Origin of the sequence: Kitasatospora sp. NPDC058184, assembly GCF_042883725.1 — a bacterium.
Taxonomy (GTDB): domain Bacteria; phylum Actinomycetota; class Actinomycetes; order Streptomycetales; family Streptomycetaceae; genus Kitasatospora.
Window position 1 is genome coordinate 1 of sequence record NZ_JBHVVE010000022.1, and the last position, 23207, is coordinate 23207.

At 73.6% G+C, this 23207-nt stretch carries 13 protein-coding genes and 1 rRNA gene; 11 read left to right on the forward strand and 3 right to left on the reverse strand.

What is annotated here, in order from left to right; all coding sequences use genetic code 11:
• Positions 1-91, forward strand: a 5S ribosomal RNA gene (gene rrf / locus ACFVXH_RS31890); the annotation flags it as partial.
• A gap of 59 nt (positions 92-150) precedes the next feature.
• A complete protein-coding gene (locus ACFVXH_RS31895) occupies positions 151-996 on the forward strand; it encodes a phosphatase PAP2 family protein (RefSeq protein WP_387829374.1) in 846 nt (281 codons plus the stop codon).
• Positions 997-1004: 8 nt separating this feature from the next.
• On the opposite strand, the gene ACFVXH_RS31900 is transcribed toward ACFVXH_RS31895, so the two are convergent.
• On the reverse strand, positions 1005-1568 hold the full coding sequence (locus tag ACFVXH_RS31900; RefSeq protein ID WP_049658771.1) for a GPR1/FUN34/YaaH family transporter: 564 nt from the start codon (positions 1566-1568) through the stop codon (positions 1005-1007).
• A gap of 316 nt (positions 1569-1884) precedes the next feature.
• Positions 1885-4446 carry a SpoIIE family protein phosphatase gene (locus ACFVXH_RS31905; RefSeq protein ID WP_387829376.1) on the reverse strand — a complete coding sequence of 854 codons (2562 nt, stop codon included), beginning with the start codon at positions 4444-4446 and terminating at the stop codon, positions 1885-1887.
• Positions 4447-5019: 573 nt separating this feature from the next.
• Between ACFVXH_RS31905 and ACFVXH_RS31910 the strand changes: the two genes are divergently transcribed.
• The 9 genes from ACFVXH_RS31910 to ACFVXH_RS31950 all read left to right on the forward strand — a co-directional run bounded on the left by ACFVXH_RS31910 (position 5020) and on the right by ACFVXH_RS31950 (position 18314).
• Positions 5020-9528 (forward strand): hybrid sensor histidine kinase/response regulator, encoded by a 4509-nt coding sequence (locus tag ACFVXH_RS31910; RefSeq protein WP_074005718.1) that lies wholly within the window; start codon positions 5020-5022, stop codon positions 9526-9528.
• Positions 9529-9821: 293 nt separating this feature from the next.
• Positions 9822-10460, forward strand: coding sequence for a response regulator (locus ACFVXH_RS31915; protein ID WP_049659044.1), 639 nt, complete (start codon positions 9822-9824; stop codon positions 10458-10460).
• 148 nt (positions 10461-10608) lie between these two features.
• Entirely contained in the window at positions 10609-13284 is a 2676-nt protein-coding gene (locus ACFVXH_RS31920) for a DNA translocase FtsK (protein WP_049659043.1), read from the forward strand.
• Between the two features lie 282 nt (positions 13285-13566).
• The gene (locus tag ACFVXH_RS31925; protein WP_375877275.1) at positions 13567-14430 is read left to right on the forward strand and encodes a helix-turn-helix domain-containing protein; all 864 of its coding nucleotides are present in this window, start codon (positions 13567-13569) and stop codon (positions 14428-14430) included.
• Positions 14431-14526: 96 nt separating this feature from the next.
• The gene (gene rimO, locus ACFVXH_RS31930) at positions 14527-16032 is read left to right on the forward strand and encodes a 30S ribosomal protein S12 methylthiotransferase RimO (RefSeq protein ID WP_049660304.1); all 1506 of its coding nucleotides are present in this window, start codon (positions 14527-14529) and stop codon (positions 16030-16032) included.
• On the forward strand, positions 16029-16667 hold the full coding sequence (gene pgsA, locus ACFVXH_RS31935) for a CDP-diacylglycerol--glycerol-3-phosphate 3-phosphatidyltransferase (protein ID WP_049660306.1): 639 nt from the start codon (positions 16029-16031) through the stop codon (positions 16665-16667). Before rimO ends, pgsA begins: the two co-directional genes overlap by 4 nt.
• A 79-nt stretch (positions 16668-16746) precedes the next feature.
• The gene (locus ACFVXH_RS31940; RefSeq protein WP_199823226.1) at positions 16747-17241 is read left to right on the forward strand and encodes a CinA family protein; all 495 of its coding nucleotides are present in this window, start codon (positions 16747-16749) and stop codon (positions 17239-17241) included.
• A gap of 349 nt (positions 17242-17590) precedes the next feature.
• Positions 17591-17959 (forward strand): helix-turn-helix domain-containing protein, encoded by a 369-nt coding sequence (locus ACFVXH_RS31945; protein WP_049660741.1) that lies wholly within the window; start codon positions 17591-17593, stop codon positions 17957-17959.
• Between the two features lie 55 nt (positions 17960-18014).
• Entirely contained in the window at positions 18015-18314 is a 300-nt protein-coding gene (locus tag ACFVXH_RS31950) for a hypothetical protein (RefSeq protein WP_234348721.1), read from the forward strand.
• Positions 18315-18391: 77 nt separating this feature from the next.
• Here the strand turns inward: ACFVXH_RS31950 and ACFVXH_RS31955 are convergent, their stop codons facing one another.
• Complete coding sequence (locus ACFVXH_RS31955; RefSeq protein ID WP_387829379.1) at positions 18392-23104, reverse strand: ATP-dependent helicase; 4713 nt, start codon at positions 23102-23104, stop codon at positions 18392-18394.
• Positions 23105-23207 lie beyond the last annotated feature (103 nt).

Genomic DNA, 23207 nt, shown 5'->3' on the forward strand with positions numbered 1-23207 from the left:
GCCCGGTTACATTCCGAACCCGGAAGCTAAGCCTTACAGCGCCGATGGTACTGCAGGGGGGACCCTGTGGGAGAGTAGGACGCCGCCGAACAATTATTCCGAAAAGCCCCTTCCCATCCGGGAAGGGGCTTTTTGCGTTACCCTCTGCCAATGCAGAACCTGACCCTGACCTGGCAGTCCGCCGGGGCCGTCTCCGTCGGCCTCTACGCGGGCGCGTACGCCGCGGCGAAGGGCCGGAAGCCGGCGCTGTCCGCGCTGTTGCGGGAGGCCGGCACGCTGCTGGCGCTGTTCGCCCTCTGGCAGCTGGTCGGGCACCTCTCGGTGATGAGTACGGACCACGCGCTGGACCGCGCGAGCTGGATCCACCACACCGAGCAGGTGATCGGACTGCCGGACGAGGCCTCCTGGCAGAAGGCGGTCACGCCGTACCCGGTGCTGGTGAGGCTGGCGAACTACTACTACGCGGCCATGCACTTCGCCGTGATGCTAGGCGTCCTGCTCTGGGTGTTCGTGCGGCACCGCGAGCGCTACGCGTGGGTGCGCAACACGGTGGTGATCACGACCGCGGTCTGTCTGCTGGTGCAGTTCATCCCGGTGGCGCCGCCGCGGATGCTCCCGGAGAGCGGCTTCGTCGACGTGGCCGCCCAGTACGGGCAGTCCGTGTACGGTGGCGCGGTCGGCGGTGTGCTGGTGGCCGACCAGCTGTCGGCGATGCCCTCGGTGCACGTCGCCTGGTGCGTGCTGGCGGCGGTCGCGGTGATCCGGGTGTCGCGCAGTTCGCTGCGATGGGTGATGGTGCTGCACCCGGTGCTGACGGTGGCCGTGGTCGTGGTGACGGCCAACCACTTCTGGCTGGACGGCATCGTGGCGGTGGCGATCCTGCTCCTGGCCTACGCCGCGTTGGCGGTGGCGGCACGGCGCCGGGGCCGGGCCTCCGCCGGGACGGAGGTCCGGCCCCTCAGCGCCGCCGAGGAGCGGCTGGAGCAGGTGGGCTGAACCGACGGTCACTTGACCGGCAGGGCGAGCTTTCCCCAGGAGCCGTTGCTCAGTGCGGAGGTGGCCCGGTACCAGGCGGCGAGCCCGGAGGCGGCCGCGATCCAGCCGCCGGTCTTGGCCAGGCCGCCGTAGCCGCCGAAGCTGGCGACGGCGGAGAGCACCAGGGAGACCGTCAGCAGGCCGTAGACGGCGCGGCCGAGCAGGCCGGCGCCCCAGCTCGCGGCGGTCAGGGTGAGGCCGAGCAGGGCCCACAGCAGCAGGAAGAGGCCGGCGGCGTTCTTGCCGGCTCCGCCGGCCGCGGACCAGGCCGCCCAGAAGGCGCCGAGGCTGGTGAAGGCGGTTCCGGTGAAGCCCTCGCCGCCGCGGAGCTGCCAGAGGCCCGCGATGAAGAGGGTGACGCCGCCGAGGAGGAGGGCGAGGTCGGCCGCGTTCCCGACTCCGGCGCCGTGCAGGACGCCGGTGGAGAGCAGGCCGTAGGCGAGCAGTGTGAGACCGAGCGCGAGGTAGCCAAGGTTACCCGCGTCGGCTCCGGTGGAGCGGGCGTTCGTTGCCCCGGTAGCTTCGTTGCTCACCGGAGGCTCCTTTCACTCTGGGCGCGCGCAGGGCGCAGTGACGCTGTGGTGTCGTCCGGATGAGTGCGGAGAGGAGTGCAGAGAGGTGGAGAGAAGGAGTGGGGATGAGGGCCGCGCGCGACCGCGCCGAGGGCGCACGGCTGTGAGCGTGCGCGGCTGCGGTCGAAGGTGATGGGCCGGCGGACGTGGTGGGCCGGCGGAGAGCCGCCGGTCACGTCCCGGCCGGGGGATTCCCCGGTGGGATCGGTCTACCCGGCCGAAGGCGCTTGTACCATTGTGAATATAACAATTTGTGACTGCGTCAGCGGATGACCGCTCACACCTGACGCCGGGTGGGCACCCGCAGGGTCAGGATCGCCATGTCGTCGGACGGCGGCTCCGGGGCGAAGCGCTCGACCGCGCGCTGCACCCGAGCCGCGACCGCTCCGGCCGTCAGCCCGGTACAGCCGGTGAGCACCTCGGCGAGGCCGTCGTCGCCCAGCATCCGCCGGCCCTCGCGGCGTTCGGTGACCCCGTCGGTGACGCAGAGCAGGACCTCGCCGGGCGCGAGCACCAGGCGCTCGGCGGTGAGGTCGAGGTCGTCCATGACGCCGAGCAGCGGCTGCGGGGTGGCGGCGCGGTCGACCTGGCCGTCGGTGCGCAGTCGCAGCGGCAGCGGATGGCCGGCGCAGACCAGGGAGAGCTCGGTGCTGCCGTCCGGAAGGGGCGTCAGTTCGCCGTAGAGCAGGGTGAGGAAGCGGCTGCGCGAACCCTCGTCCAGGATGGCCGCGTTGAGCCGGCGCAGCACCTGCGGGGCGTCCAGGCCCTCGCGGGCGAGCAGCCGCAGTGAGTGCCGGGCCAGGCCGGTGACCGAGGCGGCCTCGGGGCCGGTGCCGCAGACGTCGCCGATGGCGAAGCCGTAGGTGCCCTCGCGGATGGTGAACAGGTCGTAGAAGTCGCCGCCGACCTCGTTGCCCTCGCCGGCCGCCTGGTAGTAGACGTCCACCTCGACGCCGGGGATCTCCGGCAGGTCCGGCGGGAGCAGGCTGCGCTGGAGGGCCTGGCTGGTGGCGGTGCGCTCGGAGTAGAGGCGGGAGTTGTCCAGGGCGAGGGCGGCCCGGCGGGAGAGGTCCTCGGCGAGTTCGAGGATCTCCTGGCGGAACCGGACGCCGGCCGGGACGCCGAGCACCAGCAGGCCGATGACGCGGTTGCGGGCGGTCAGCGCGAGGACGACGGTCTCGCCGAGCAGGCCCGCGAGGTCCGGGCCGTCGGTGAGGCCGCCGGCCTCGGCGGTCTCGGCGGGGGCCGTCCAGAACCGGACGCCGTGCGAGGGGCCGGCCTCCGGGACGGGGGTCTTGTCGAGCAGGGCGCGCAGCGGGTCGATGCGGTCCTCGTCCTCGTGCAGGACGAAGGCGAGCCGGGCCGGGGAGGCGTGGTCGGCGGTGGTGTAGACGGCGCACCAGGAGGCGAGGGTGGGGACGGCCATCTGGGCCATCAGCGCGAGGGTCTGCTCGTGTTCGAGGGTGCCGGCCAGCAGGTCGGAGGCCTCGACCAGGAAGGAGAGCGAGCCGCGGCGCAGCTGTTCGAGCTCGGTCAGCCGGGTGCTCTCGACGGCGAGGGCGACCCGGTCGGCGGCGAACTGGAGGCGCAGCGCGTCCTCGTTGTCGTAGCGGCCGGGCACGGCGGCGGCGATGCCGAGCGAGCCGATCAGCCGGCCCTCGACCTTGAGCGGGACGGTGATCAGGGAGCGCATGCCGCTGTCGGAGAGCAACGGCAGGCCGGTGGGCCGGGTGGCGAGGTCCTCGTGGACGGAGGGCAGCCGGGCGGAGTCGTAGCGGTTGCCGGTGCCGACCGGGAAGCGGGCGTGTCGGCGGTGCCCGGAGGTGAGTCCGGTGGCGGCGCGGACCTCGAACTCGGCCTCGTCGTCGGTGGTGAGCAGCAGGTACGCGGCGTCGCCGTCGAGCAGGTCGCGGGCGCGTTCGACGGTGCGCTGCAGCAGGGTGTCGAGGTCGTCGGTGGCGACCGGGCCGGCCAGCAGGTCGAGCCGGGGGCCGGCCGGGTCGGGGCGCTCGCCGGGCAGGGCGCGGGCGGGGGAGCGCAGCACCGCGCGGTCGGGTTCGAGGACGAGCAGGCAGAGGGTGGAGGGGACGCCCTCGGTGTCGCGCAGCCGGACCTGGACGCCGTACACCTCGACCTCGCGGCCGTCCTGGCGGCGGACGCCGTAGCCGCCCTCCCAGCGGGCCATCCGCAGGGTGTCGGTCAGGCCGAGGCCGCGGGCGGGGGCCTGCGGCCAGACCGCGAGGTCGGCCCAGGGACGGCCGAGGACGGTGGCGGCGGGGTGCTGGAAGAGCGCCTCGGCGTCCGGGTTCCAGGCCAGCACCCGGCCGTCCTCGTCGAGCTGGACGACGGCGACGTGCACCGGGCCCGGGCCGCTGGGCAGGTCGCTGCCGGGGGTCGCGGGAACGGCGTAGCGGGTGCCGGACACGTGTACGGGCAGGGCGAGGCGGAACCAGACGGTCTTGCGGCCGGCCGCGTACTCGACGCCCCACCGTTCGGCGAGGGCGGAGCACATCAGCAGGCCGCGGCCGCCCTCGCCGTCCGGGTCGGCGTAGCGGTCGGAGTCGACGACCGGACCGTCGCCGAGCGAGGGCAGGCCGCGCTCGGGGTGGTGGTCGGTGACCTCGATCCGGACGCTCTCCTCCTCGCGCAGGCAGCAGACCTCGGCGGCGGTGCCGGCGTGCACGACGGCGTTGGTGACGAGCTCGCTGACCAGCACGACCGCGTCGTCGACGACCTCGGGCAGCCCCCAGCCGAGCAGCGCGTCCCGGACGAAGCCCCGTGCGGCGGCCGCGGACCGGCCGTCGGGGTCGAAGGTGGCGGCTGCGCGCGCGGTGACCACGTTGCCACTTCTCCTCTGCTGCTCTTGCCCTGGCTGTCCGGGGGCGCGGCGCCGACTCCCCGTGCGCGCCGTCGGGGTGAGCGGCGGCGCTGGGTCGGGCCGTGGCCCGGTGCAGCGCTCCACCCTACTTTCCGCTTGGTTCCCCGTGGGGGCGGGGAGTCGAAACTGGCACCAGAGGGTGATTCTGCCCACCTGTTTCGGACGGTGCGGTACGAACCGAGCGCAACCGGCCCTTCACCCGGTGCCGGTGCTGCCAGACTGGGGGGTCCGCGACGGCCGGTGGGAGCAGTACGGTCGTCGGGGTGCCGGCGCGCCGCGGGCCGCCGGTACGCAGCCCGACCGGGCCGGTGCCCGGGTGCGTGCCGCACCGGCACGGGTCGGTCACCGGACAGTTCACGATGTGGGAGGGGCCCGTTGAGTTCGGCCACCAAGGACGCAACCGGAACGACGCCGCCCGCCCCGCGCGGTGGGCGCCCCGGGGCCGCGCCGCGGAACGCGGCCGGTCGGCGGGTGAGTCACAACCGTGGCGCGGAGCCCGCCGAGCTGCGCAAGCTGCTGTCGGCGCTGACCGCGATGCGGGACGGCAACTTCCGCCGCCGGCTGACCGTCCCCGGGGACGGGCCGCTGGCCGAGATCGCCGCGGTCTTCAACGAGGTCGCCGAGCGCAACCAGCACCTGACCGGTGAGCTGGCGCGGGTCCGCCGGGCGGTGGGCCGCGAGGGCCGGCTGAACGAGCGGCTGGAGACCGGCGCGGGCGAGGGCGCCTGGATGGCGGCGGTCGACAACTGCAACGCGCTGATCGACGACCTGGCCCGCCCGATGGCCGATGTGGGCCGGGTGCTCACCTCGATCGCCGAGGGCGACCTGGACCAGAAGATGGAGCTGCGCTCGCTGCACAGCAACGGGGTGAGCCACCCGCTGCGCGGCGAGTACCTGAAGATCGGGCGGACCGTCAACGGGCTGGTGGACCAGCTCTCCGAGTTCACCGACGAGGTGACCCGGGTGGCCCGCGAGGTCGGTACCGAGGGCAAGCTCGGCGGCCAGGCCAAGGTCCGCAGCGTGTCCGGGAGCTGGAAGGACCTGGCGGACTCGGTCAACACCATGGCGGGCCGGCTGACCGCCCAGGTCCGCAACATCGCCCAGGTGACCACGGCGGTCGCCAAGGGCGACCTGTCCCGCAAGGTCACCGTCGAGGTGGCCGGCGAGATGCTGGAGCTGAAGAACACCGTCAACACGATGGTGGACCAGCTGAACGGGTTCGCCGCGCAGGTCACCGGGGTGGCCAGGGACGTGGGGACGGAGGGCCGGCTCGGCGGTCAGGCCCAGGTGCCGGGCGTGGCCGGGGTCTGGCGGGACCTGACCGACTCGGTGAACTTCATGGCCGACAACCTGACCGGCCAGGTCCGCAACATCGCCCAGGTGACCACGGCGGTGGCGCGCGGGGACCTCTCGCAGAAGATCGAGGTGGACGCGCGCGGCGAGATGCTGGAGCTGAAGAACACCATCAACACGATGGTCGACCAGCTCTCCGGCTTCGCCGAGCAGGTGACCAGGGTGGCCCGCCAGGTGGGCACCGAGGGGCGGCTCGGCGGGCAGGCCCAGGTGCCCGGGGCGGCCGGGGTCTGGCGGGACCTGACCGACAACGTCAACTTCATGGCGAACAACCTCACCGATCAGGTGCGCAACATCGCCCAGGTGACGACCGCGGTCGCCAAGGGCGACCTGTCGCAGAAGATCCAGGTGGACGCGCGCGGGGAGATCCTGGAGCTGAAGAACACCATCAACACGATGGTGGACCAGCTGGGCGCCTTCGCGGACGAGGTCACCCGGGTCGCCCGGGACGTCGGCACCGAGGGCATCCTCGGCGGCCAGGCCAGCGTGCCCGGCGTGGCCGGCATCTGGAAGGACCTGACCAACTCCGTCAACCTGATGGCCAACAACCTGACCAGCCAGGTCCGGAACATCGCCGAGGTGACCACGGCGGTGGCGCGCGGCGACGTCTCCAAGAAGATCACCGTCGACGCCCGGGGCGAGATCCTGGAGCTGGTGACGACCGTCAACACCATGGTCGACCAGCTGTCGGCGTTCGCCGACGAGGTGACCCGGGTGGCCCGCGAGGTGGGCACCGAGGGCATCCTGGGCGGCCAGGCCCGGGTGCGCGGGGTGTCGGGCATCTGGAAGGACCTGACCGACAACGTCAACTTCATGGCGTCGAACCTGACCGGACAGGTGCGCAACATCGCCGAGGTCGCCGGTGCGGTGGCCCGTGGCGACCTCTCCAAGAAGATCGCGATCGACGCGCAGGGCGAGGTGGCGGCGCTCGCCGCGACCCTCAACACCATGGTCGACCAGCTGTCCTCCTTCGCGGTGGAGGTCACCCGGGTGGCCCGCGAGGTCGGCACCGACGGCACCCTGGGCGGCCAGGCGAGCGTGCCGGGCGTGGCCGGCATCTGGAAGGACCTGACCGACAACGTCAACCTGATGGCCAACAACCTCACCGGCCAGGTGCGGAACATCGCGCTGGTGATCACCGCGGTGGCCCGCGGCGACCTCTCGCAGAAGATCGACGTCGACGCGCGCGGCGAGATCCTCCAGCTCAAGACCAGCATCAACACCATGGTCGACCAGCTCTCCGCGTTCGCCGACGAGGTCACCCGGGTCGCCCGAGAGGTGGGCACCGACGGACGGCTCGGCGGCCAGGCCCGGGTACCCGGCGTGGACGGCACCTGGCAGGACCTCACCGAGTCGGTGAACGAACTGGCCAACAACCTGACCCGGCAGGTGCGCGCGATCGCCCAGGTCGCCACCGCGGTCACCAGGGGCGACCTGAGCCTGCGGATCGACGTGGACGCCGCGGGCGAGCTCGACGAGCTCAAGGACAACATCAACCAGATGATCGCCAACCTGCGCGAGACCACCCGCACCAACCAGGAGCAGGACTGGCTCAAGACCAACCTGGCCCGGATCTCCGGCCTGCTCCAGGGCCGCCGGGACCTGGAGGCCGTCGCCTCGCTGATCATGACCGAGCTGACCCCGGTGGTCTCGGCCCAGCACGGCGCCTTCTTCCTCGCCCAGCCGGCCGGCCGCACCGCCGAGCTGATCACCGAGGACGACGACGAGAACGACACCGTGCTGCGCCTGATCGGCAGCTACGGCTACCAGCGGCGGGCGATGCCGACCACCTTCCGGCCCGGCGAGTCGCTGATCGGCCAGGCCGCGGTGGAGAAGCGGGCGATCATCCTCAAGGAGGCGCCGCCCGGGTACCTGAAGATCGCCTCCGGTCTCGGCGAGGCCTCCCCGGCCCACATCGTGGTGCTGCCGGTGCTGTTCGAGGGCCGGCTGCTGGGCGTGATCGAGCTGGCCACCTTCAGCTCCTTCACCACCGTCGCGCTGGACTTCCTGAACCAGATCGCCGACCTGATCGGCGTCACCGTCAACACCATCAGCGTCAACACCAAGACCGAGGGCCTGCTGCTGGAGTCCCAGCGGCTGACCGCCGAACTCTCGATGCGGTCCGCCGAGTTGGAAGCCCGCCAGGAGGAACTGGAGCGCACCAACGAGGAGTTGCAGGAGAAGGCCGAGCAACTCGCCCAGCAGAACCGCGACATCGAGATCAAGAACGGCGAGATCGAGGAGGCCCGGCAGGTCCTGGAGGAGCGCGCCGAGCAGCTCGCCCTGGCCTCCCGGTACAAGAGCGAGTTCCTCGCCAACATGTCGCACGAGCTGCGCACCCCGCTCAACTCGCTGCTGATCCTGGCCAAGCTGCTCTCCGACAACAACGAGGGCAACCTCTCGCCCAAGCAGGTCGAGTTCGCCGACACCATCCACGGCGCGGGTTCCGACCTGCTCCAGCTGATCAACGACATCCTCGACCTGTCCAAGGTCGAGGCCGGGAAGATGGACGTCCGCCCGGCCCGGATCGCCCTGGTCCAGCTGGTCGACTACGTCGAGGCCACCTTCCAGCCCGTCGCGCTGGACAAGAACCTGGACTTCGCCGTCCGGGTCTCGCCCGCCCTGCCGGTCACCCTGCACACCGACGAGCAGCGGCTCCAGCAGGTGCTGCGCAACCTGATCTCCAACGCGGTGAAGTTCACCGACGCCGGAGCCGTCGACTTCTCGATCCGCCAGGCCGGCCGGGAGGTCCCGCAGCACGTGCGCGAGCGGCTGCTGGAGTCCGGCTCGATCCAGGGCCCGGACGACGAGCTGATCGCCTTCTCGGTCTCCGACACCGGCATCGGCATCCCCGACAACAAGCTGCGGGAGATCTTCGAGGCGTTCAAGCAGGCCGACGGCACCACCAGCCGCAAGTACGGCGGAACCGGCCTCGGCCTGTCCATCAGCCGGGAGATCGCCCGGCTGCTCGGCGGCGAGATCCACGCCGAGAGCGAGCTGGGCAAGGGCTCGACCTTCACGCTCTACCTGCCGCTGCGCACCGAGGCCCCGGAGCCCGTCGGCGACCCGCGCCAGGGCGCCCCGGGCAGCCTGGCGCCGCGGGCCTCGGTCGGGGTGACCCCGGTGGGCCTGCCGGTGCCGGTCGGCGAGAACCCGGCCGACCACTGGGCCCAGGAGGTCCGCGAGCTGGCCGAGGAGCGCCGCCGCGGCGCGGTGGAGCGCCGGCGCAGCGCCGCCCTGGAGAGCGCCGCAGGGCCACGGACGGTGGAGCCCGTACCGCCCCGCCCGGCCGGCGGCGGCCGCCGCTTCGACGGCCAGCAGGTGCTGATCGTGGACGACGACGTCCGCAACGTGTTCGCCCTCACCAGCGTGCTGGAGCAGCACGGCCTGACCGTCCTGTACGCGGAGAACGGCCGCGAGGGCATCGAGATGCTGGAGCAGCACGAGAGTGTGGCGCTGGTCCTGATGGACATCATGATGCCGGAGATGGACGGCTACGCGACCACCGAGGCGATCCGCCGGATGCCCCAGTTCGCCGGCCTGCCGATCATCGCGCTGACCGCCAAGGCGATGAAGGGCGACCGGGAGAAGTCGCTGCAGGCGGGCGCCACCGACCACATCACCAAGCCGGTGGAGACCGACCACCTGCTGTCGGTCATGCACGAGTGGTTGAGCGGCGACCGGGCGTGACCCGGGGGGAGGCGTGAACCCCGGCCCGGGCCCCGGGGTTCACGCCGGTCGGTCGGCCGGTTTGCTGGCGGTCGGGCCCGGGAACCCGGTAGGGTCACCGATCGTTGCGAACAGTGACCGGACGGCAACACGCTGGTGAGCGTGCGCCGGAGCACTGACTGCGCGCCGCCCCGGATCGGGTCACGACGGGGCGATGTGCCGGGCGAGGGGGTGCGGCTAGCATGACCGGGGTAGCGGTGGGCAGTACGCGGGTGCCTGCACCGGGCGGCAGGCAGGCGACAGGAGGGCGAGCCCTGATGCAGAAGGCCAAGATCCTCCTGGTCGACGACCGACCGGAGAACCTGCTGGCGCTGGAGGCGATCCTCTCGGCGCTGGACCAGACGCTGGTGCGCGCGGCCTCCGGTGAGGAGGCGCTGAAGGCGCTGCTCACCGACGACTTCGCGGTGATCCTGCTGGACGTGCAGATGCCGGGGATGGACGGCTTCGAGACGGCCGCCCACATCAAGCGCCGGGAGCGCACCCGGGACATCCCGATCATCTTCCTGACCGCGATCAACCACGGTCCGCACCACACCTTCCGCGGCTACGCGGCCGGCGCGGTGGACTACATCTCCAAGCCCTTCGACCCGTGGGTGCTGCGCGCCAAGGTCTCCGTCTTCGTCGACCTGTACGCGAAGAACTGCCAGCTGAAGGAGCAGGCGGCGCTGCTGCGCCTGCAGCTGGAGGAGGGCGGCGGCGAGCAGGCCCTCGGCGGGGCGCTGCTGGGCGAGCTGTCCGCGCGGCTGGCGGCGGTCGAGGAGCAGGCGGAGGCGCTCGGCAAGCAGCTGGACGGGGGCGAGGACGCCGGGGTGGCCGCCACCGCCGCGCACCTGGAGCGCAAGCTCGCGGGGCTGCGCCGGGCCCTGGACGCGATGCGTCCGGGCAGTTCCTGACCCGCGGTCGGCGTTCACCCGTCCGGGTGGTCCAGTGTGCTGCGACCGGGTGAATCCCGGTCAGGGTGACGGTGTGTCTGCGACACGTCCGGGCGCCCGGGCTCGGGCACATGTGCACTGGTCGCCCGCCCCGGTAGGCTGCTGACCCATGGCCACTCGCACGCCCGGGAACGCAGCACGTAAGACGAGTCCGGGAGCGTCCAGGAAGGCCGCGGCGAAGGCCCCGGGCAAGCCGCCCGCGAAGAAGGCGGCGGCGAAGAAGGCGGCCCCCGCGAAGAAGGCCGCGGCCAAGCAGGCCCCGCCCCCGCCGAAGCCGTCCAGGTCGGTGCTGATGGGCACGCTCAACGCCCTGGGCAGCCCGATCGCCGCGATCTTCCGGGGCTTCGGCGACGGGGCCAAGAACCTGCACCCGGCCCACCGCAAGGACGGCGTGGGCCTGCTGCTGTTCGGGCTCGCGCTGGTGACCGCGGCCGGCACCTGGTTCAGCCCGCAGGGCTGGCTGGGCGAGGGCGCCACCGCCGTGGTCTCCGGGCTGTTCGGCCGGCTCGACGTGCTGGTGCCGTTCCTGCTGGCCGCGATGGCGATCCGGCTCTGGCGCCACCCGGAGCTGCCGGAGGCCAACGGCCGGATCATGATCGGGCTGAGCGCGCTGCTGGTCGGCGTCCTCGGCCTGGTCCACATCGGCTGCGGCGCGCCCATGATGGGCAGCGGCGCCTCCCGGATACGGGCGGCCGGCGGGATCATCGGCTGGGCCGTCTCCACCCCGATGATGGCCGCCGCCGGACCGGCGCTCGCCGTGCCGCTGCTCCTGCTGCTGGCCTTCTTCGGCCTGCTGGTGGTCACCGCCACCCCGATCAACCGGATCGGCGACCGGGTGCGCGGGGTCGGCATACGGCTCGGCGTGGTCGAGCCCGGGCCCGAGGACGAGCAGCTCTGGGGGCGCACGCCGGAGCGCGAGCTGTCCACCGACCCGCCGGAGGACGCCGACCCCGACGCGCTGCCGTTCACCGTGGACACCGGCAGTGACGACCCCTCGGACGAGGTGGCCGCCCGCCGGCGCCGCCGTCGGCGCAAGCAGACCGACGAGCCGGAGGACGCCGAGCGGATCTCCCTCGACAAGGAGCCGCTGGACCCGTACGCCACCCGCGACCTCGCCGCCGGCGCGGCCGCCGACCTGGACGGCGCGCTGGTCTACGGGGTGCCCGCCTCCTCCGCGGTGGCGGACATGATGCACCAGGTGCAGGACCGCACCGCCCCGCCGGAGGAGGCCGCCGTCCCGGCCGCCCGCAGCGGCGGGCCGGGCGCGCCCGAGGAGCACGGCGCGGCGCCGGTGCGGATGGAGCAGCTCCAGCTCGGCGAGGGCGTCACCTACGCGCTGCCCTCGCTCGACCTGCTGGAGCGCGGCGGCCCGGCCAAGGCCCGCAGCGCCCTCAACGACGAGGTGGTCGCCCAGCTGACCGGCACCTTCGCCGAGTTCAAGGTGGACGCCAAGGTCACCGGCTTCACCCGGGGCCCGACGGTCACCCGCTACGAGGTCGAGCTCGGCCCGGCCGTCAAGGTGGAGCGGATCACCGCGCTCGCCAAGAACATCGCGTACGCGGTGGCCAGCCCGGACGTGCGGATCATCAGCCCGATCCCGGGCAAGTCCGCGGTCGGCATCGAGATCCCCAACCGGGACCGCGAGATGGTCAACCTCGGCGACCTGCTGCGCTCGCGCACGGCCGCCGAGGACACGCACCCGATGGTCGTCGGCATGGGCAAGGACGTCGAGGGCCACACCGTGATGGCCAACCTCGCCAAGATGCCGCACATCCTGGTGGCCGGCGCGACCGGCGCCGGAAAGTCCTCCTGCATCAACTGCCTGATCACCTCGATCCTCGCCCGGGCCACCCCCGACGAGGTGCGGATGGTGCTGGTCGACCCCAAGCGGGTCGAGCTGACCGCGTACGAGGGCATCCCGCACCTGATCACGCCGATCATCACCAACCCCAAGAAGGCCGCCGAGGCCCTCCAGTGGGTGGTGCGCGAGATGGACATGCGCTACGACGACCTCGCGGCGTTCGGCTTCCGGCACGTGGACGACTTCAACGCCGCCGTGAAGGCCGGCAAGGTCACCCCGCCGCTCGGCAGCGAGCGCGAGCTGAGGCCGTACCCGTACCTGCTGGTGATCGTCGACGAGCTGGCCGACCTGATGATGGTCGCGCCGCGCGACGTCGAGGACTCGGTGGTCCGGATCACCCAGCTGGCCCGCGCGGCCGGCATCCACCTGGTGCTCGCCACCCAGCGGCCCTCGGTGGACGTGGTCACGGGCCTGATCAAGGCCAACGTGCCGTCCCGGCTGGCCTTCGCGACCTCCGCGATGGCCGACTCCCGGGTCATCCTGGACCAGCCCGGCGCGGAGAAGCTGATCGGCAAGGGCGACGCGCTCTTCCTGCCGATGGGCGCGAGCAAGCCGATCCGGATGCAGGGCGCGTTCGTCACCGAGGCGGAGATCGCCAGGGTGGTGGAGCACTGCAAGGACCAGCTGAGCGCCGTCTACCGGGACGACGTGATGGTCGGGGCCGGGCCGAAGAAGGAGATCGACGAGGAGATCGGCGACGACCTGGACCTGCTGGTCCAGGCGGCCGAGCTGGTGGTCTCCACCCAGTTCGGCTCGACCTCGATGCTCCAGCGCAAGCTCCGGGTCGGCTTCGCCAAGGCGGGCCGGCTGATGGACCTGATGGAGTCGCGCGGGATCGTCGGCCCGAGCGAGGGCTCCAAGGCCCGCGACGTGCTGGTGAAGCCGGAGGAGCTGGACGGGGTGCTGATCACCCTTCGGGGTTGACGGTCGACCCCTGGGGCCGGCGGCCCGTGTCCTGACCGAGGTGTCACTCGTTCGGAGGAGGGTAGGCGCCGTGTGGGGAACCGAACGTCCGTACGCCGCGTCACACGGCGGAAAGCGACCGCCGGGCTCCCCCCGCACGGCTCCGCTGACGGTTCGTCAGCGCCGTGCCGGACCCCGGTCGGACCGGGCGCGCGCATTCGGCCCGTTCCGCTTGAGAAACGATCCGCCCGCGCCCCTAGACTGTTCCCCAGCAGGTGGCCATCCGCTCGAAAGGCGTGCCCCGTGACCATCGGCAAGTCCTCCGACCGCGAGAACGCCATGCCGTCCGTCGAGCCGACCGACGACGTGGTGCAGGCGGCCGATGCCCCGAGCATCGGCCGGGTGCTGTCCACCGCCCGGATCGACGCGGGGCTCACGGTGGACCAGGTGAGTACCGCCACCCGGGTGCGGGTGCCGATCGTCCATGCCATCGAGGAGGACGACTTCGCCCGCTGCGGCGGCGACTTCTACGCCCGAGGGAACATCCGGCTGATCGCCCGCGCGGTCGGCCTGGACGGCGAGGCGCTGGTCGCCCGGTACGACGCCGCGCACGGCGGCCCGCCCGCCGCCAGGCGCCCGGCGACCCAGCTGATCGACAGCGGCCCGATCAAGGTGCCCCGGCGCGGCCGGCCGAACTGGGCGGCCGCCATGGTCGCCGCGATCGTCGCCGTGGTCGCGCTGATCGGCTTCAACCTGGTCAGCGGCAAGGGCGGGCACGGCACCACCGGCTCGGCCAGCGCGCCGCTGCCCAGCGGCTCCGGGACCGGCTCGGTGGCCCCCGCCGCCACCCCCGCCGTCCAGCCGCCGGCGCCCGTGCCGAGCGCCGCCGCGATCGCCGCCGTCCCGGCCGACAAGGTCACCGTGAAGCTGGTCGCCGAGGGCACCAGCTGGGTCTCGGCGATGGACGGCAACGGCAAGTCGCTGTTCCAGAACAACATCGGCAACGGCCAGGACCAGACCTTCACCGACCCCAAGCAGATCAAGCTGGTGCTCGGCAACGGCGGGGCCGTGCACGCGTACGTCAACGGGAAGGACCTCGGCCTCCTGGGCAAGGACGGCCAGGTGGTGCACGTCACGTACACCCCCGGAGACCCGCAGGCGGGCTGACCACAGGGGCCGTCCGGCCCGCTGATGATCAGCTGATCCGAGGCGCGCGGCCTCCGGGGCGAACGGCACCGGAGCCCGCGCGTTAATCTTGGGCCTATGCCTGAACGCCGTACTGTCGCCCTTGTCACGCTCGGATGCGCCCGCAACGAGGTGGACTCCGAGGAACTCGCCGGGCGACTGGAGGCCGACGGCTGGTCGCTGGTCGACGACGCCTCCGAAGCGGACGTCGCCGTGGTCAACACCTGCGGCTTCGTCGAGGCCGCCAAGAAGGACTCGGTGGACGCCCTGCTGGAGGCCAACGACCTCAAGGGGCACGGCCGCACCCAGGCCGTCGTCGCGGTCGGCTGCATGGCCGAGCGGTACGGCAAGGAGCTCGCCGACGCCCTCCCCGAGGCGGACGGCGTCCTCGGCTTCGACGACTACGCGGACATCTCCGACCGCCTCCAGACCATCCTCTCCGGCGGCCACCACGCCCCGCACCTCCCGCGCGACCGCCGCAAGCTGCTGCCGATCAGCCCCGCCGAGCGGCAGAGCGCCGCCGAGACCGTCGCCCTGCCCGGCCACGGCACCGAGGCCGCCGCCGAGCCCATCGCCGACCTGCCCGACGGCCTCGCCCCGGCCTCCGGCCCGCGCACCCTGCGCAAGCGGCTGGACGACAGCCCGGTCGCCTCCGTCAAGCTCGCCTCCGGCTGCGACCGGCGCTGCTCCTTCTGCGCCATCCCGGCCTTCCGCGGCTCCTTCATCTCCCGCCGCCCCTCCGACGTGCTCAACGAGGCCCAGTGGCTGGCCGGGCAGGGCGTGCGCGAGATCGTCCTGGTGAGCGAGAACAACACCTCGTACGGCAAGGACCTCGGCGACATCCGGCTGCTGGAGACGCTGCTCGGCGAGATCTCCGCGATCGAGGGCGTCGAGCGGGTCCGGGTCTCCTACCTCCAGCCGGCCGAGATGCGCCCGGGCCTGGTCGACTCGATGACCGGCACCGCCGACGTGGTGCCCTACTTCGACCTGTCCTTCCAGCACTCGGCGCCCGCCGTGCTGCGCCGGATGCGCCGCTTCGGCTCCACCGACCAGTTCCTGGAGCTGCTGGGCACCATCCGCGGCAAGGCCCCGCAGGCCGGCGCCCGGTCCAACTTCATCGTCGGCTTCCCCGGTGAGACCGAGGAGGACTTCGCCGAGCTGGAGCGCTTCGTCACCCACGCCGGGCTGGACGCGATCGGCGTCTTCGGCTACTCGGACGAGGACGGCACCGAGGCCGCGACCTACGACGGCAAGCTCGCCGACGACGTGATCGCCGACCGGGTGGACCGGCTGAGCCGGCTGGCCGAGGAGATGACCGCCCAGCGGGCCGAGCAGCGGATCGGCACCGAGGTCGAGGTGCTGATCGAGTCGATCGAGGACGGCGTGGTCGAGGGCCGCTCCGCCCACCAGGCGCCGGAGACCGACGGCCTGACCACCCTGGAGGGCGTCGAGGCCCCCGCGGTCGGCCAGTTCTGGCGGGCCAAGGTGGTCGCCAGCGAGGGCGTCGACCTGATCGCCGAGGCGCTGGAGCAGGTGCGACTGCCCCGGACGTCGGGGGCCGAGGCCTCGGGAGCCGGGGAATGACCAAGGGGCCCGGCGCCCCGGCCGCGGCCCACCCGGGCAGACCGGTGGCCGCGGCGCCGTCGACCCCGGGGATCTGGAACATCGCCAACGTGCTCACGATGGTTCGGGTGCTGCTGGTGCCGGTCTTCGTGGCGCTGCTGTTCGCCGGCGGCGGGCACGACCCCAAGTGGCGCTCGGTCGCCTGGGCCTCGTTCGCGATCGCGATGATCACCGACCTGTTCGACGGTGAACTGGCCCGGCGCAAGGGCCTGGTCACCGACTTCGGGAAGATCGCCGACCCGATCGCCGACAAGGCGATCATGGGCTCGGCGCTGATCGGCCTCTCGCTGCTCGGCGACCTGCCCTGGTGGGTCACCGCGGTGATCCTGGCCCGCGAGCTCGGCATCACCCTGATGCGGTTCTGGGTGATCCGCTACGGGGTCATCCCGGCCAGCCGCGGCGGCAAGCTCAAGACGCTGACCCAGGGCACCGCGGTCGGCATGTACGTACTGGACCTGACCGGCTGGCTGGCCACCGGGCGGGCGGTCCTGATGGGGCTGGCGGTACTGCTGACCGTCGGCACCGCGCTGGACTACATCGGGCAGGCGCTGCGCCTGCGCCGCGAGGGACGGACCGCGGCGCGGGCCGGCCGCTGAGCGACGGGGGAACCGGGTGTCGGAGCGGGACGTGGCGGAGCACGGCGCGGCGGCGCGGGGCGTGCCGGTGCGGGACGCGGTGGCGCCGGACGCGGCGGCGCGGGACTTCGCACTGGCCGAGCGGGCGCACGCCGCGCTGCGGGCCGAGGGCGGCACGCTCGCCGTCGCCGAGTCGCTGACCGGGGGGCTGCTGGCCGCCGCGCTGGTGGACGTCCCCGGGGCGTCCGCGACCTTCCGGGGCTCGGTCACCGCGTACGCGACCGAGCTGAAGGCCTCGGTGCTCGGGGTGGACGAGGGCCTGCTGGACGTGTACGGGCCGGTCCACCCGGTGGTGGCCCGACAGATGGCCGAGGGCGTGCGCGCACTGCTGGGGGCCACGTACGGGCTCGCGACGACCGGGGTGGCCGGGCCGGACCCGCAGGACGGGCAGCCGGTGGGCACCGTACACCTGGCCGTCGCCGGCCCGGGGGGAACTCTGGTCAGTTCTCCCCTGCTGTCGGGCGGTCGTGCCACAATCCGTCACGAAGCGGTGACCGCCGCGCTGGAGCTGCTGGTCGGTCGGTTCGCGCGGTAGGCCGGTTCGTACGGCCGGCCGGTTTCGCGCGACCGGGGCCCGTGGGGAGGGCCTCCACCGACCGGGATCGCCGGGCGGGCGCGCGGGTATGGGACAGCGGGAGGATCGTGTTACATCCAACACCCTGGTTGGGCAGAAACCAGGTGGCGAACGAGTTGCGTGACGGTGGCCGGGTGGGTCGCTACGGGTACCACGAGGGGCCCGCGAACCCGGGTGCGACACCGGAACAAGGAGGGGGACGGCCTTGCAGCCCAGAGTGAACACGACCAGGGTCCCCGCACGCGAAGCGGGCAAGGCGGTACGGTGGGGTCGTGACATCTCGATCCGCAGTCCGAGGAGGGAGGCACCGATGATCCTGCTTCGTCGCCTACTGGGCGATGTACTGCGTCGGCAGCGCCAGCGCCAGGGCCGCACACTCCGCGAGGTGTCGGCGGCAGCCAGGGTTTCGCTCGGATACCTCTCCGAGGTCGAGCGGGGACAGAAGGAGGCCTCCTCGGAGCTGCTCTCCGCCATCTGCGACGCACTCGACGTCCGGATGTCCGAGGTCATGCGCGAGGTCAGCGACGAACTGTCGCTCGCTGAACTTGCGGCGATGGCCACCCTCTCCGAAGGTGATCTGCTGAGGCCGGTACTCGAACCGGTTCCGCTGCCCGCCCCCGGCACCGACCGGGCGAACATGTCGCCCAAGGCCGCCGCGATGGACGTGGTCGCCGCCTGATCCCGGCCTCGACTCCCGGGCGCCCCTGCCCGGGGCGAGCGAAGGGAGGGCGGTCGTGCGAACAGACGCGCAGACGCGCCCGATGGCCCGAATACGGGCCCGGGCGCGGCTGTTCCTCCGGGTACGGCGTCCGGTGCGGTGGGTGCTGGCGGCCTCGGCGGCCGGGCTCGCCTGGTGGCTCCTGGTGGTCCGGGGACAGCTGACCGACGGTGCGGCGCTGGGGCTGCTCGTGGCCGGCGGCTGGGGACTCGGTCTCATTCCGGTCCACGCCGACTGGAACGCGACCGGACCGGCCCGGCGCCCGCGCGCGGAGCCGGCGGGACCGGTGGAGGTACAGCCACCGCCGATCGGGTGATGGACGTGGCCGGAGGCCGCGGGGTCGACGACCCCGCGGCCTCCGGTGTCTTCCGGCCCTGGTTCCGTGGCCGTGGATCAGGGGCGCAGGCGCAGGCCGCGCGGGGTGGCGTGGAAGCCCGCCTCCTCCAGGGCTCGGCCGAGGGCCGAGCCCAGGGCGGGCTCGCCGTTGGCCCGTTCGACCGTGACGCTGCCGAGCGCGCCCTCCCGGACGGCGGCCGCGAGCGCCCCGGCCGCCAGTGCCCGGGTGGCCTCGTCCTCCGGCCAGGCCAGCAGGGACTTGCCGCCGCGCTCGACGTACAGCGCCGGCTCGCCGTCCACCAGGACCACCAGGGCGCCCGCCTTGCGGCCCGGGCGGTGGGCGGTGGGCTCCTTGCCGTCGGGGGCCGCCGGCGGGTCGGGCCAGGGCAGCGCCGCGCCGTAGGCGTTGGCCGGATCGGCGGCGGCCAGCACCAGCGTCTGCGGCGGCTCGCCCGCCGGGGCGGCCGGCCACTCGGCCGCGCGGGCCCGCTCCAACCGGCCGTTCACCGAGCGCAGCCGGTCGGCCGCGCCCTCCATGGCGAACTGGGCGCCGCCCAGGCCCTCGACGAAGTAGCCCCGGCGGGCCCGGCCGCGCTCCTCCATCGCGGCGAGCACCCGGTAGACCCCGGCGAAGCCGCCGGGCACCCGTTCGGCCGCCACCGCGCCCCGGGTGAGCAGGCCGTGGCGGTCCAGCAGGTTCTGTGCCTGGGCGGTGGCCCGGACCGTCGGGTCGGCGGCGAAGGCGGGCAGCAGCGACCAGCGGCCGGCCACCGTCGGCGGGCCGCTGCGCAGGGTGCCGCCGACCCGGCCGAGGGCGCGGCCGGCCCCGCCGTAGCGGCCGCGCGGGGTGGACCGGGGCGCGCGGTGGGCGGTGGCGCCCGCCGTCCGGCCGGAGCCGAGCAGGGCGCGCAGCGGGGCGAGGGTGTCGTTGGTGACGAAACCGGCCCAGACCAGGTCCCAGAGCGCCTCGACGACCTCCGGCTCGGCGGTCTCCTCCGGGAGTTGCTGGACGAGTTGGCGGAAGAACAGGCCGTAGCCGCCGGCCAGCGCGGACATCAGGGCGCTGTGCACCGGGGTGAGCGCGGGCGGGACGGGCTCGGGGCGCAGCAGGTGGGCGTTCTCGGCGAGGTGCAGGCTGAGCCAGCCGTCCTTGCCGGGCAGGGCGCCGGCCCCGCACCAGCCGATCTCGCCGGCCGCCATCAGCTCGTCCAGCAGGCCGGGGGAGTAGTCGGTGAGCCGGGCCGGGAGGATCAGCTTCTCCAGCGCGGAGGCGGGCAGGGCGGTGCCCTGGAGCTGCTCGACCACCCGCAGCAGGCCGTCCGGGCCGCGCAGCCGGTGGCCGGCCAGGTGCTGCCACTGCGGCAGGAAGGCGGCCAGGGCGCGCGGCGGGACCGGCTCGACCTCGTGGCGCAGGGCGGCGAGCGAGCGGCGGCGCAGCCGGCGCAGCACCTCGGCGTCGCACCACTCGGGGGCGGTGTGCCACTCGGGGTCGGTCTGGCTCCCGGCGGGCCTGAAGTGGCCCTGGACCAGGCGGCCGGCGGCGGTCAGGCGGTGCAGGGTGCCGGTGACCACGGCGGTGCCGAGGCCGTAGCGGGCGGCGGCCTCGGCGGCGGTGAACGGGCCGTGGGTGCGGGCGTGGCGGGCGATCAGATCGCCCAGCGGGTCCTTGACCGGCTCGGTGAAGGCCTCCGGGACGCCGACCGGCAGCGGGGTGCCCAGCGCGTCGCGCAGCCGTCCGGCGTCCTCGATCGCGGCCCAGCGGCGCTCGCCGGCGATCCGGACCTGGATCACCCGGCGGGCGGCCTCCAGCTCCAGGGCCCAGAGCGGCTCGGCGCCGCGGACGGTCAACTCGGCCTCGGAGAGCGGGCCGAGCAGGCGCAGGGCGTCGGCGACGCCCTCGGCGTCCTTGATCCGGCGCTCGGGGGTGAGGCGTTGGAGCTCGGCCTCCAGTTCGGCGAGCACCCGCGGGTCGAGCAGTTCGCTCAGCTCGGCCTGGCCGAGGAGTTCGGACAGCAGCCGGGAGTCGAGCGAGAGGGCGGCGGCGCGGCGCTCGGCGAGCGGGGAGTCGCCCTCGTAGAGGAACTGGGCGACGTAGCCGAACAGCAGCGAGCGGGCGAAGGGCGAGGGCTCGGGGGTGGTGACCTCGACCAGGCGGACGGCGCGGGACTCCAGATCGCCCATCAGCTCGACCAGGCCGGGGACGTCGAAGACGTCCTGCAGGCACTCCCGGACGGCCTCCAGGACGATCGGGAACGAGCCGTACTCGGAGGCGACTTCGAGCAGTTGGGCGGCGCGCTGGCGCTGCTGCCAGAGCGGGGTGCGGCGGCCGGGGCTGCGGCGGGGGAGCAGCAGGGCGCGGCCGGCGCACTCCCGGAAGCGGGAGGCGAACAGGGCGGAGCCGCCGACCTGGTCGGTGACCAGCTGCTCGATCTCGCCGGGGTCGAACAGGGTGGCGTCGGCGCCGACCGGGGCCTCGTCCTGGTCCGACTGCGCCGAGGGGCTGCCGAAGTCGAAGTCGAGGCTCAGCAGGTCGGCGTCGGGCAGGCGCAGCACGATGCCGTCGTCGGCGTGCATGACCTGCGGGTCCAGGCCGTGCTGCTCGCGCAGCCGGGCGCCGAGGGCGAGCGCCCAGGGGGCGTGGACCTGGGCGCCGAAGGGGGAGTGGACGACGATCCGCCAGTCGCCGAGCTCGTCCCGGAAGCGTTCGACCACGATGGTGCGGTCGTCGGGGAGGTGGCCGCAGGCGGCGCGCTGCTCGGCCAGGTAGTCCAGCAGGTTGGCCGCCGCCCAGTCGTCCAGGCCGGCCCGCTTGAGGCGCTCGGTGGCGGCCTCGGGCGGCAGGGCACCCAGTTCGCGGGTGAAGGCGCCGAGGGCTCGGCCGAGTTCGAGCGGGCGGCCGAGCGTGTCGCCCTTCCAGAACGGGAGCCGGCCGGGGACGCCGGGGGCGGGGGTGACCAGCACCTTGTCGTGGGTGATCTCCTCGATCCGCCAGGAGGTGGTGCCGAGGGTGAACACGTCGCCGACGCGGGACTCGTAGACCATCTCCTCGTCGAGCTCGCCCACCCGTCGCCCACCACCACCCTTCTTCTCGGGGTCCGAGCCCGCGATGAAGACGCCGAACAGGCCGCGGTCGGGGATGGTGCCGCCGGAGGTGACGGCCAGTCGCTGGGCGCCGGGGCGGCCGGTCACGGTGCCGGCCACCCGGTCCCACACCAGGCGGGGGCGCAGCTCGGCGAAGGCGTCCGAGGGGTAGCGGCCGGCCAGCATGTCGAGCACGGCGTCGAAGGCGGACTGCGGGAGGGTCGCGAAGGGCGCGGCGCGGCGGACCACGGCGAGCAGGTCGTCCACCGGCCAGGTGTCCAGGGCCGTCATCGCGACCAGCTGCTGGGCGAGCACGTCCAGCGGGTTGCGCGGGATGCGCAGCGCCTCGATCCGGCCGGCCCGCATCCGCTCGGTGACCACGGCGGACTGGACGAGGTCCCCCCGGTACTTGGGGAAGAAGACGCCGGTGGAGACGGCGCCGACCTGGTGGCCGGCCCGGCCGACCCGCTGCAGGCCGGAGGCGACCGAGGGCGGGGACTCGACCTGGACGACCAGTTCGACGGCGCCCATGTCGATGCCCAGCTCCAGGCTGGAGGTGGCGACCACGGCGGGCAGCCGGCCGGCCTTCAACTCCTCCTCGACGAGCGACCGTTGCTCCTTGGAGACGGAGCCGTGGTGGGCCCGGGCGATGACCGGGGGCGCGCCCTTGGCCGCGCCCGAGCCGCCCATCAGCTCGGCCGGGGAGTGCGCCTCGGGGACGGCGGTGCCGGTGGCGCGCTCGTAGGCGATCTCGTTCAGCCGGTTGCACAGCCGCTCGGCCAGCCGGCGGGAGTTGGCGAAGACGATGGTCGAGCGGTGCGCCTCGACCAGGTCGACGATCCGCTCCTCGACGTGCGGCCAGATCGAGGCCTGCCGCTGCGGGTCGGTGCCGGCGGCGCCGCCGGTGGCCGGGGCGGCGGGCAGGTCGTCCAGGTCGGGGACGGGGACGACCACCGAGAGGTCGAACTCCTTGGCGGCGGCGGGCTGGACCACGGCGGCGCCGCGCCGCGGGCTCAGGAAGCGGGCCACCTCCTCGACCGGGCGGACCGTCGCGGACAGGCCGATCCGGCGGGCCGGGCGGTCCAGCAGTTCGTCCAGCCGTTCCAGGCTGAGCGCGAGGTGCGCGCCGCGCTTGGTGCCGGCGACCGCGTGCACCTCGTCCAGGATCACCGTGTCCACGCCGCGCAGGGCCTCCCGGGAGGCGGAGGTGAGCAGCAGGAACAGCGACTCGGGGGTGGTGATCAGGATGTCCGGCGGATGGGTCGCGAAGCGGCGGCGGTCGGCGGCCGGGGTGTCGCCGGAGCGGATGGCGACCTGGACCTCGGGCTCGGGCAGGCCGAGTCGGACGGCGGCCTGGCGCAGGCCGGCCAGGGGGGCGCGCAGGTTCCGTTCGACGTCCACCGCGAGGGCCTTGAGCGGTGAGACGTAGAGGACCCGGCAGCGGTGCCTCGGCTCGGCGGGGGGAGGGGTGGTGCTGAGCCGGTCGAGGGCGGAGAGGAAGGCGGCCAGCGTCTTGCCGGAGCCGGTGGGGGCGACCACCAGGACGTCCGTCCCCCGCTGGATGGCCTGCCAGGCCTCGGCCTGCGCGGCGGTGGGGGTGGAGAAGGCACCGGTGAACCAGGCCCGGGTGGCCGGGGCGAAGCCGGCCAGGGGGTCGTCGGCGGACGGGGTCGGGTGCTGGGGCGCCATGCCCCCATGGTGCCGGGTGGGACCGACAAGCGGGGGCGGGCGGGAGGTTCGGAGGAGGGGTGCAAGCCGGGGAGCAGAAACCACAATCCGCTCATATGGTGAG